The organism is Streptomyces puniciscabiei, from assembly GCF_006715785.1.
GTDB lineage: Bacteria > Actinomycetota > Actinomycetes > Streptomycetales > Streptomycetaceae > Streptomyces > Streptomyces puniciscabiei.
In genome coordinates, this window is record NZ_VFNX01000001.1 from 5766741 (window position 1) to 5777570 (window position 10830).

Below are 10830 nucleotides of genomic sequence, written 5' to 3' on the forward strand. Positions count from 1 at the left end.
ACAGGACGTGTCCCGTCAGGTGTTCCTCTACGACCCGCCGGACCGCTTCGTGGCCGGCACGGTCGGACTGCCCGGACGCCGTACGTTCTTCCTCCAGGCCACCGCAGGCTCCCGGGTGACCAGCGTGGCTCTGGAGAAGACCCAGGTGGCCGCGCTCGCCGAGCGCATGGACGAACTGCTCGACGAGGTCGTACGGCGCAGTGGCGGCAGCGCCGCCGTCCCCGCCATGGCGCCCACCGAGATCTCCGACACCGCCCCGCTGGAGACCCCCATCGAGGAGGAGTTCCGCGTCGGCACCATGGCGCTGGCCTGGGACGGCGAGGAACAGCGCATGATCGTCGAGGCGCAGGCCCTGGTGGAGCTGGACGCCGACACCGAGGAGGACCTCGCCGAGGCCGAGGAGCGCCTCCTGCAGGACGAGGAGAACGGGCCCCCGATGCTGCGGGTCCGGCTGACCGGCGCGCAGGCCCGGGCCTTCGCCAAGCGCGCCCTCGACGTCGTCAACGCCGGGCGGCCGCCGTGCCCGCTGTGCAGCCTCCCGCTCGATCCGGAAGGACACGTATGTCCGCGCCAGAACGGATACCGCCGCGGAGCATGACGCCCACCGACGCCGCAGCCGGCTCGGCCGTCGCCGAGCTGCTCGCGCGGGGTGAGCTGACCGTACGCGGCCGGATCCGCGAGGCGTCCAACGCCGCGCTGTTCTGCACCATCGCCCTCGACGGACAGGAGGCCACCTGCATCTACAAGCCGGTGGCCGGGGAGCGGCCGCTGTGGGACTTCCCCGAGGGCACCCTGGCCGGCCGCGAGGTGGCCGCCTTCGAGGTCTCCGAGGCCACCGGCTGGGGACTCGTCCCGCCGACCGTGCTGCGCGACGGGCCCTACGGCGAGGGCATGTGCCAGCTGTGGATCGACGTCCAGGCCGAGGCCGAACTGCTGGCCCTGGTCGACGCGGAGGAACCGGAACCGGGCTGGAAGGCGATCGGCCTGGCCGAGGTCGGCGAGGGCCGCACCGCGCTCCTCGTGCACGCCGACGACGAGCGGCTGCGCCGGCTCTCCGTCCTCGATGCGGTGATCAACAACGCCGACCGCAAGGGCGGCCATCTGCTGCCCACCCCGGACGGCCGGCTCTACGGCATCGACCACGGCGTCACCTTCAACGTGGACAACAAGCTGCGCACCCTGCTGTGGGGCTGGGCCGGGGAGCCGCTGACCACCGAGGCCGTCGACGTCCTCGAGGGACTGCGGGGCGCCCTGGGCGGGCCGCTGGGCGAGCGGCTGACCGCGCTGATCACCCCGGCCGAGATCGACGCCACACGCGCGCGTGTCGAGGCGCTCCTCACCGCCGGAGTGCATCCCGGGCCCAGCGGTGAGTGGCCCGCGATCCCCTGGCCACCCGTGTGAGCACGATCGTGGCCCCGCAGTGAGCACGGTCGCCGCCAGCACATCGCCCGCGGATGTACAAGACCGCAGAACCGGCCATCAGCCGTGATCCCGTTCGTATACGCAGCTGGTGGCCGGTTAGGCTCATGTACATGCATGCCTGGCCCGCTTCCGAGGTCCCCGCCCTGCCTGGTCAGGGCCGCGACCTGAGGATCCACGACACCGCGACCGGCGGCCTCGTCACCCTCGACCCCGGTCCCGTCGCCCGTATCTACGTCTGCGGCATCACCCCGTACGACGCGACCCACCTGGGGCACGCGGCGACCTACAACGCGTTCGACCTCGTGCAGCGCGTGTGGCTCGACACCAAGCGGCAGGTCCACTACGTCCAGAACGTCACCGACGTCGACGATCCCCTCCTGGAGCGCGCGGAGCGGGACGGCGTCGACTGGGTCGCCCTCGCCGAGAAGGAGACCGCCCTCTTCCGCGAGGACATGACCGCCCTCAGGATGCTCCCGCCGCAGCACTACATAGGTGCCGTGGAGGCGATACCCGGCATCGTCCCGCTCGTGGAGCGGCTGCGCGACCTCGGCGCCGCCTACGAGCTGGAGGGCGACATCTACTTCTCCGTCGAGTCCGACCCGAACTTCGGCAAGGTCTCCAACCTCGACGCGGCCGCCATGCGGCTGCTGTCCGCCGAGCGCGGCGGCGACCCGGACCGTCCGGGCAAGAAGAACCCCGTCGACCCGATGCTGTGGATGGCGGCCCGTGAGGGCGAGCCCAGCTGGGACGGCGGCTCCCTCGGCCGGGGCCGGCCCGGCTGGCACATCGAGTGCGTGGCCATCGCCCTCGACCACCTCGGCATGGGCTTCGACGTCCAGGGCGGCGGCTCCGACCTCGCCTTCCCGCACCACGAGATGGGCGCCTCGCACGCCCAGGTGCTCACCGGCGAGTTCCCCATGGCCAAGGCCTACGTCCACGCCGGCATGGTCGCCCTGCACGGCGAGAAGATGTCCAAGTCCAAGGGCAACCTGGTCTTCGTCTCCCAGCTCCGCCGGGACGGCGTCGACCCCGCCGCCATCCGCCTGGCCCTCCTCTCCCACCACTACCGCGCCGACTGGGAGTGGACCGACCAGGTCCTCCAGGACGCCCTGGCCCGCCTGGGCCGCTGGCGCGCGGCCGTCTCCCGGCCGGACGGCCCGACCGCGGACGCGCTGGTGGAGGACATCCGAGAGGCCCTGGCGAACGACCTGGACGCCCCCGCCGCCCTCGCGGCGGTGGACCGCTGGGCGGCCCGGCAGGAGGAGCAGGGCGGCACCGACACGGGCGCGCCGGGCGTGGTCACGCGCGCGGTCGACGCACTGCTGGGCGTGGCGCTCTAGCTCCGGCGGGTGTGACGCACGCGTAAGGGGCGGTTCCCCCCTGGGAACCGCCCCTTACGGTGTCCTCACTCCTCCGAGCCGTCCTCGTCGTCACCCTCGGCCGCATCCGGCCTGGGCGGTTTCGGGGGCCGGCTCCTTCCGCCGGGGTTGTCCCTGCGGAACGAGCCGCCGTCCCCGCCGTCGGCTGTCGCGTGCCCGCCCGGCGGGCTCACGTCCCGGCGCCGCAGATACCGCTCGAACTCCCGGGCGATCGCCTCGCCCGACGCCTCCGGCAGCTCCGCGGTGTCCCGGGCCTCCTCCAGCGTCTGCACGTACTCGGCGACCTCGCTGTCCTCGGCGGCCAGCTGGTCCACGCCCACCTGCCAGGCCCGCGCGTCCTCCGGCAGCTCGCCCTGCGGGATCCGCAGGTCCAGCAGGTCCTCCAGGCGGTTGAGCAGCGCCAGCGTGGCCTTCGGGTTGGGCGGCTGGGAGACGTAGTGCGGTACGGCCGCCCACAGCGACACCGCCGGGACACCGGCGTGGGTGCACGCCTCCTGCAGGACGCCGACGATGCCCGTCGGGCCCTCGTACTTGGTCTCCTCCAGGTCCATGCGCTGGGCCAGGTCCGGGTCTGACGTCACGCCGCTGACCGGCACGGGACGCGTGTGCGGGGTGTCACCGAGCAGCGCGCCCAGGATGACCACCAGCTCCACGCCCAGCTCGTGCGCGAAGCCGAGCAGCTCGTTGCAGAACGAGCGCCAGCGCATGGACGGCTCGATGCCGCGGACCAGCACCAGGTCGCGCGGCTTCTCGCCGCCGACCCGCACCACCGACAACCTTGTCGTCGGCCAGGTGATCTTGCGCACACCGGCGTCCATGAACACCGTGGGCCGGTTCACCTGGAAGTCGTAGTAGTCCTCGGCGTCCAGCGCCGCGAACACCTCGCCCTTCCACTCGCGTTCCAGATGCGCGACCGCCGTGGAGGCGGCGTCGCCGGCATCGTTCCAGCCCTCGAACGCGGCCACCATGACTGGGTCGATCAGCTCGGGAACCCCCTCCAGCTCGATCACCCAGTGCCTCCTTCCGACGTGCCCTCGCTTGACTCACCAACCTTACGGCGTCCGGCGGGGGCGCCCGCAGCCCCCTTGCGTGGGCCAGTGACCGGATCACTGCCCCGTTCGCCACCGCGGAACACCCCCCGTCAACGGGAGCCCGGACGGATCCGCACAGGTGTGTCCCCGCTGTCACCGGGTGCTGAGCAGCGGTTTCACAGGGTGCTGCGCAGCCACTGCTCCACGCTCGCGATGTGCACGGTCGCCCAGGAGCGGGCCGCCTCCGCGTCCCGGTCGCGCAGTGCGGCCAGGATCGCCCGGTGCTCGCGCAGGGTGCGGCCGACCGCGTCCTCCTGGGTGAGGCCCCGCCAGATCCGGGCCCGTGTGGTCGGCCCCGACAGGCCGTCCAGCAGCGAGCACAGCACCGAGTTGCCGGCGCCGCGCACGATGCCGCGATGGAACTCCAGGTCCGCGGCGACCAGCTCCTCCACCGACGGTTCGTCACCGAGCGCGTCCAACTGGGCCGACAGCGCCTCCAGTTGCTGTTCGCCGATCCGGAAGGCCGCCATCGCGGTCGCGGCCGGCTCCAGGATCCTGCGCACCGCGAGGAACTCCAGGACGGTGTCGTCGCGGTGGAAGTCCACGACGAAGCTCAGCGCCTCCAGCAGCAGTTGCGGATCGAGGCTGGTGACGTACGTGCCGTCGCCCTGCCGTACGTCCAGGATCCGGATCAGCGACAGCGCCCGTACGGCCTCCCGCAGCGAGTTCCGCGACAGGCCCAGTTCGGCGGCCAGCTCGCTCTCCTTGGGCAGCCGGTCCCCAGGCCGCAGCGCACCGGAGACGATCATGCCCTTGATCTTCTCGATCGCCTCGTCGGTGACTGCCATGACCGGCCTCCCTGGTCGCCCGGACATCGGATGTCTCAGCGGCCATTATGCGGGCGGTGCGTCGAACCACTCCTTGCCGCAGGCACAGTGCCGCACCCAGCCGGCGAAGCCGGGCCCGGCGGTGGTGCACCCGAACTCCGCCGCGAAGGGAAACGCGCCCTCACCGGTGATCTGCCATATGTGACCCCGGTGCGGACCGGTGACGATCAGATGCCCGTCCATGCCGCAGCCGTCCGTGCCGAGCAAGAGCGAGCCGTCTCGGCCGACCCGCTCGATGACGGCGTCCGGATCCTCGTAGGGCCCCTCGTCCTCCTCCCACAGCCATGCCTCGCAGAGCGGGAACGGCTCGGCCAGGTCCTGCTTCGCGCCGCCCTCGACCAGCCCCACCAGCCCGTACTCCGGCGGCCCCTGGCAGGATCCGTCGGTCACCTCGGCCACGAACGTCCGGTACGGCTCGGGCAGCACCACGCGGTGCTCCGCCTCGAAGGCGTGCACGGCCGCCCAGCCGAGGGCGGACGCGCCGCCGTCGTCCACCCCGAAGGCCTCCCGCAGCGCCACCAGTTCGGCGGGATCCGCCTGATCATTGTTCATGCCCCCGTTGTTCATGCCCTCCATGGAAGCACCCGGCACTGACAACGCCCCCCGGGCAGGCGAGAGGGGCGGCCCCATCGGCGTGGGGTCGCCCCTCCCGGTCGTCCGGACCCGGTGCGGCGGTCCGGCGCTGCGGAGACGGCCGGTCCCGGTCAGGGGGGCGGACCGGCCGTCACCGAGGCCTACTTCTCGTCGAGCAGGTCGGCCTACTTCTTGTCGAGCAGGTCCTGCACCTTCGCCCGGACATCGTCCGTGGCCAGGCCCCGGATGGTCAGCGTGGTGCGGCGGCGCAGCACGTCGTCCGGCGTCTCGGCCCACTCGTGGTCGCGGGCCCAGACGACCTGCGCCCAGATCTCCGGCGCGTCGGGGTGGACGCGCTCGGCCAGCTCCGGGTTCTCGTTCGCCAGGCGGGCGATGTCGAAGGCCAGGGAGCCGTAGTGGGTGGCCAGGTGCCGGGCGGTGTCGGCGGCCATGCGCGGGCCCGGAGCCGGGCGGTCCACCAGCAGGCGGTGGGCGACGGCGCGCGGGTTGGCGACACCGGGCAGCGGCAGCTTCTTCGGCAGGGAGGAGATGGGCTCGAAGTCGTCTCCGAGCGGGTGGCCCGGCAGCGCCTCCAGCTTCTGCATGACCGTACGGCCGATGTGCCGGAAGGTGGTCCACTTGCCGCCCGCGACGGACAGCATGCCGCCCTTGCCCTCGGTGACGACCGTCTCGCGCTTGGCCTTGGCGGTGTCGCCGGGGCCGCCCGGCAGCACGCGCAGGCCGGCGAAGGCGTAGGTGATGAGGTCCCGCTGGAGCTGCTGGTCCCGGACGGAGAACGCGGCCTCGTCCAGGATCTGGGCTATGTCCTTGTCGTTGACGGACACGTCCGCCGGGTCGCCCTCGTACTCCTCGTCGGTGGTGCCGAGCAGCAGCATGTCCTCCCAGGGGAGGGCGAAGGTGATGCGGTACTTGTCGATCGGGGTGGCCAGCGCCGCCTTCCACGGGGACGTGCGCTTCAGGACCAGGTGCGCGCCCTTGGACAGGCGGATGGACGGCGCCGCGTTCGGGTCCTCCATCCGGCGCAGGTGGTCGACCCAGGGGCCGGTCGCGTTGAGCACCAGGCGGGCGTTCACGCCGAACTCCTCACCGGACAGCCGGTCGCGGAGGTCGGCGCCGGTGACCCGGCCCTTGGTGAAGCGCAGGCCGGTGACCTCGGCGTGGTTGAGGACGACCGCGCCCGCCTCGACGGCCGCGCGGACCGTCATCAGCGCCATGCGGGCGTCGTTCATCTGGTCGTCGCCGTACACGGCCACGGCCTTGAGGTTCTCGGTGCGCAGCTCGGGCACGTCCTGCGCCGCCTTGGCGGGGGAGAGCAGGTGGCCCACGCCGTCGCCGAACGCGGAGAGCGCGGAGTAGGCGAAGACGCCCGCGCCGAGCTTCGCCGCGCCGTGCGGGCCCCCCTTGTACACGGGGAGGTAGAAGGTGAGCGGGTTCGCCAGGTGGGGGGCCACCTGGCGGGAGACCGCACGGCGCTCGAAGTGGTTCTCCGCCACCAGCTTCACCGCGCCGGTCTGCAGGTAGCGCAGACCGCCGTGGAGCAGCTTGGAGGAGGCGGAGGAGGTGGCGCCGGCGAAGTCGCCGGCGTCGACCAGAGCCACCCTCAGGCCGGACTGCGCGGCGTGCCAGGCGGTGGAGATGCCCAGGATGCCGCCGCCGATCACCAGAAGGTCGTACGACGCCTTGGAGAGTTGCTCCCTGGTCTCGGCCCGGCTCGGGTTGGAGCCGGAGGCCGGGTGCGTCCCCAGGGCAGGCACGGAACTCAGGGTGGACTGACTGGTCATGTCGGGTACTTACTCCTCGTCAGAGATGTCTGAGCCGGTGCGGTCCGCTCAGCTCTCGTCCTCGATCCAGCCCATGGTCCGGTCGACGGCCTTGAGCCAGTTCTTGTACTCACGGTCGCGGGTGTCCGCGTCCATCTGCGGGGTCCATTCGGCGGCCCGGCGCCAGTTGGCGCGCAGTTCGTCGGTGCTGGACCAGAAGCCGACGGCGAGACCGGCGGCGTAGGCGGCGCCGAGGCAGGTGGTCTCGGCGACCATCGGGCGCACCACCGGTGCGTCCAGGACGTCGGCGAGGGTCTGCATCAGCAGGTTGTTGGAGGTCATGCCGCCGTCCACCTTCAGGGCCACCAGCTCGTCGCCGGAGTCCTTGACCATGGCGTCGGCGATCTCCCGGGTCTGCCAGGCGGTGGCCTCCAGGACGGCGCGCGCGAGGTGCGCCTTGGTGACGTACCGGGTCAGACCGGCGATCACACCGCGGGCGTCGGAACGCCAGTGCGGGGCGAACAGACCGGAGAAGGCCGGCACGAAGTAGGCGCCGCCGTTGTCCTCGACCGAGAGCGCGAGCGTCTCGATCTCGGCGGCGGTGGAGATCAGGCCCATCTGGTCGCGCATCCACTGCACCAGTGAGCCGGTGACGGCGATCGAGCCCTCGAGGGCGTAGACCGTCGGCTGCTCGCCGATCTTGTAACCGACCGTGGTCAGCAGACCGGCGTAGGAGTTGATGATCTTGTCACCGGTGTTCATCACCATGAAGGTGCCGGTGCCATAGGTGGACTTGGTCTCGCCCTCGGAGAAGCAGCACTGGCCGAACAGGGCCGCCTGCTGGTCGCCGAGCGCGGAGGCGACCGGGATGCCGCCGAGCAGGTCGCCCAGCTTGCCGCCGGTGACCTCGCCGTAGACCTCGGCGGAGGAGCGGATCTCCGGCAGGATCTGCAGCGGCACGCCGATGGACTCGGCGATCTTCTCGTCCCACTCCGTGGTGTGCAGGTTCATCAGGAGGGTGCGGGAGGCGTTGGTGACGTCGGTGACGTGCTTGCCGCCGTTGACACCACCGGTCAGGTTCCAGATGACCCAGGTGTCCATGGTGCCGAAGAGGATGTCGCCGGCCTCGGCGCGCTCCTTCAGGCCGTCGACGTTGTCGAGCAGCCAGCGGGCCTTGGGCCCGGAGAAGTACGAGGCCAGCGGCAGGCCGGTCTCGCGGCGGAAGCGGTCCTGGCCGACGTTGCGGCCCAGCTCCTTGCACAGGGCGTCGGTGCGGGTGTCCTGCCAGACCAGGGCGTTGTAAACGGGCTCACCGGTGTTCTTGTCCCACAGCACGGTGGTCTCGCGCTGGTTGGTGATGCCGATGGCCTTGATGTCGTCGCGGGTGATGCCGGCCTTGGCGATGGCTCCGGCGACGACCTCCTGGACGTTGGTCCAGATCTCGTTGGCGTTGTGCTCGACCCAGCCCGGCTTGGGGAAGATCTGCTCGTGCTCCTTCTGGTCGACGGCGACGATACGGCCGTCCCGGTCGAAGACGATGCAGCGGCTGGAGGTCGTGCCCTGGTCGATCGCGGCGATGAAGGGGCCTGCGGTGTGGGCGTCGGTCACTGTGTTCTCCAAAAGATCCGTGGTGATAGGCGGTGCGTACGGCGCGTGCTTCGAAGTGATTTCTAAGCGAAGGCGACGTTGTATATGCCTGCGGCGATGGCGCCGCCGACCAGCGGACCGACCACCGGGATCCAGGCGTACGCCCAGTCGGAGCCGCCCTTGTTGGGCAGCGGCAGCAGGGCGTGCACGATGCGCGGGCCCAGGTCACGGGCCGGGTTGATCGCGTAGCCCGTCGGGCCGCCGAGGGAGAGACCGATCGACACCACCACGAGCGAGGTGATCAGTCCGCCGAGGATGCCCAGACCGTTGCCCTTGTCGTTCAGGCCCTGCGTGAGGACCGCGAGGATCAGCACGACCGTGCCGATGATCTCCGTGGCGAGGTTCTGCGCCGCGTTCCGGATCTCCGGACCGGTGGAGAAGATGCCGAGGACCGGGCCCGCGCCCTTCTCCTGGGCCTCGACCGCCTTGGCCGCGGTGGCCTGCGCGCCCGGACCGCCGACGATCTCCTTGTCGGTGAGGTGGGCGTGGAACTGGCCGTAGTAGGCGACCCACACCAGAGTCGCGCCGATCATCGCGCCGAGCAGCTGACCGGCGAGGTAGACCGGGACGTTGCTCCAGTCGCTGTTCTTGATGGCGAGAGCCACCGTGACGGCGGGGTTGAGGTGGGCCCCGGACAGCGGTCCGGAGATGTACACGGCCGTCAGCACGGCGAAGCCCCACCCGAAGGTGATGGCGAGCCAACCGGCGTTACGGGCCTTGGAGGCCTTCAGCGTGACGGCCGCGCAGACGCCGCCGCCGAGCAGGATGAGTATGGCGGTACCGATGGTCTCGCCGATGAAGATGTCGGAGCTGGACACCCGCGACTCCTTTGTCCTTCGTCCAGGGGTAGCCGAACCCCGGGTCCCTCCGGTGGTTCTGGCGCCCTCGGGGGTGAGAGCGATTGCCGGCCCTTGGCGTTGTCACACTCTAGCGCGTATTGCCGGTAGGTGTTCGACAATGCCGACCGATGGACGGGAGTCTTGCTTCGGCGTTACGCATGCGTCAAGGGTTCTGTTATCGAAAACAGGATCGTTATTGATCGCTGACGGTTATCACTCTTCGTACGCTGACGTGCGCATTAGCCCGATATGCCGGTTTCAGGGTAGGGCGAGAACCGGAACGCCGCCCGGCGTTCCGATCGTCCCCCCGGGGGATCTCCCGGCCTGTCTGCAAGGAGCGCCGAGCGCTCAGAACCGTCCCGCGCCCAGGTCCCTGGACACCGCGCGGGCACAGTCGCGCACCGCCGCGATCAGCTCGGGACGCAGCTCCCCGTCCCGGCACAGCCGCTCCACGGCACCGGTGATGCCGACGGCGCCCACGGGCATGCGGCGCCGGTCGTGGATGGGCGCGGCGACCGACGCCACGCCCTCCCAGGTCTCCTCGACGTCGGCCGCGTACCCGCGCGCGCGTGTCACGTCGAGGAGGTGCTCGAAGTCCGTCCAGTCGCACACCGTGCGGTCGGTGAAGGGCTTGCGGTCGGCCTCCAGCGCCTCGCTGTGCGCCACCGGGTCGTAGGCCGAGAGCACCTTGCCCAGCGCGGTGGAGTGCAGCGGCTGCATGGCGCCGATCTCCAGCACCTGCCGGCTGTCGTCCGGCCGGAAGACGTGGTGCACGATCAGCACGCCCTGCTGGTGCAGGACCCCCAGGTACACGCTCTCCCCGCTGGACCGGGCCAGGTCGTCGGTCCACACCAGGGCCCTGGCCCGCAACTCGTGCACGTCCAGGTAGGTGGTGCCCAGCCGCAGCAGCTCCGCGCCCAGCTGGTAGCGCCCCGAGGCGTCGTCCTGCTCCACGAAGCCCTCCTGCTGGAGGGTGCGCAGAATGCCGTGGGCGGTGCCCTTGGCGAGGCCCAGTGACGAGGCGATGTCCGACAGGCCGAGCCGCCGCTCGCCGCCCGCGAGCAACCGCAGCATCGCGGCCGCCCGTTCGAGCGACTGGATGTTCCGTGCCATCGCCGTCCTGCCTCCGTCCCCTTCGACAACCGCTCGGTATTCAACACCGTTCGGCAATGTCGAACACTACCGGTCCATGCCGACCTCCCGCTAACCGTCGGTCGACACTTGTTACATCACAGGTGACCTGCGCTTGACACACCCGCCACCGGCGTCCG

General features: G+C 71.0%; 10 protein-coding genes. 3 read left to right on the forward strand and 7 right to left on the reverse strand.

What is annotated here, in order from left to right:
- Positions 1-7 precede the first annotated feature (7 nt).
- The 3 genes from FB563_RS26700 (at position 8) to mshC (ending at position 2762) form a co-directional block, all read left to right on the forward strand.
- Positions 8-598, forward strand: a complete 591-nt coding sequence (locus FB563_RS26700) for a DUF3090 domain-containing protein (protein ID WP_055703632.1) — start codon at positions 8-10, stop codon at positions 596-598.
- The gene (locus FB563_RS26705; protein WP_055703631.1) at positions 595-1401 is read left to right on the forward strand and encodes an SCO1664 family protein; all 807 of its coding nucleotides are present in this window, start codon (positions 595-597) and stop codon (positions 1399-1401) included. The genes FB563_RS26700 and FB563_RS26705 overlap by 4 nt, the downstream gene beginning before the upstream one ends.
- Before the next feature lie 131 nt (positions 1402-1532).
- Positions 1533-2762, forward strand: coding sequence for a cysteine--1-D-myo-inosityl 2-amino-2-deoxy-alpha-D-glucopyranoside ligase (mshC, locus tag FB563_RS26710; RefSeq protein ID WP_055703647.1), 1230 nt, complete (start codon positions 1533-1535; stop codon positions 2760-2762).
- 65 nt (positions 2763-2827) lie between these two features.
- Here the strand turns inward: mshC and FB563_RS26715 are convergent, their stop codons facing one another.
- The 7 genes from FB563_RS26715 to FB563_RS26745 all read right to left on the reverse strand — a co-directional run bounded on the left by FB563_RS26715 (position 2828) and on the right by FB563_RS26745 (position 10672).
- Positions 2828-3811, reverse strand: a complete 984-nt coding sequence (locus tag FB563_RS26715) for a PAC2 family protein (RefSeq protein WP_055703630.1) — start codon at positions 3809-3811, stop codon at positions 2828-2830.
- 197 nt (positions 3812-4008) lie between these two features.
- On the reverse strand, positions 4009-4680 hold the full coding sequence (locus FB563_RS26720) for a FadR/GntR family transcriptional regulator (protein ID WP_055703629.1): 672 nt from the start codon (positions 4678-4680) through the stop codon (positions 4009-4011).
- 45 nt (positions 4681-4725) lie between these two features.
- On the reverse strand, positions 4726-5271 hold the full coding sequence (locus FB563_RS26725; RefSeq protein WP_055703646.1) for a hypothetical protein: 546 nt from the start codon (positions 5269-5271) through the stop codon (positions 4726-4728).
- Positions 5272-5477: 206 nt separating this feature from the next.
- Complete coding sequence (locus tag FB563_RS26730) at positions 5478-7094, reverse strand: glycerol-3-phosphate dehydrogenase/oxidase (protein WP_055703628.1); 1617 nt, start codon at positions 7092-7094, stop codon at positions 5478-5480.
- A gap of 48 nt (positions 7095-7142) precedes the next feature.
- Complete coding sequence (gene glpK / locus FB563_RS26735) at positions 7143-8681, reverse strand: glycerol kinase GlpK (RefSeq protein WP_055703627.1); 1539 nt, start codon at positions 8679-8681, stop codon at positions 7143-7145.
- A 62-nt stretch (positions 8682-8743) separates the two neighbouring features.
- Positions 8744-9538, reverse strand: coding sequence for an MIP/aquaporin family protein (locus FB563_RS26740; RefSeq protein WP_055703626.1), 795 nt, complete (start codon positions 9536-9538; stop codon positions 8744-8746).
- 369 nt (positions 9539-9907) lie between these two features.
- Positions 9908-10672, reverse strand: a complete 765-nt coding sequence (locus FB563_RS26745; protein WP_055703625.1) for an IclR family transcriptional regulator — start codon at positions 10670-10672, stop codon at positions 9908-9910.
- Positions 10673-10830 lie beyond the last annotated feature (158 nt).

Excerpts from the sequence above, each read along its gene's own strand:
- FB563_RS26705 (WP_055703631.1), top strand. The coding sequence starts at position 595 with ATGACGCCCACCGACGCCGCAGCCGGCTCGGCCGTCGCCGAGCTGCTC.
- mshC (WP_055703647.1), top strand. The coding sequence starts at position 1,533 with ATGCATGCCTGGCCCGCTTCCGAGGTCCCCGCCCTGCCTGGTCAGGGC.
- FB563_RS26720 (WP_055703629.1), bottom strand. The coding sequence starts at position 4,680 with ATGGCAGTCACCGACGAGGCGATCGAGAAGATCAAGGGCATGATCGTC.
- FB563_RS26725 (WP_055703646.1), bottom strand. The coding sequence starts at position 5,271 with ATGAACAATGATCAGGCGGATCCCGCCGAACTGGTGGCGCTGCGGGAG.
- FB563_RS26730 (WP_055703628.1), bottom strand. The coding sequence starts at position 7,094 with ATGACCAGTCAGTCCACCCTGAGTTCCGTGCCTGCCCTGGGGACGCAC.
- FB563_RS26745 (WP_055703625.1), bottom strand. The coding sequence starts at position 10,672 with ATGGCACGGAACATCCAGTCGCTCGAACGGGCGGCCGCGATGCTGCGG.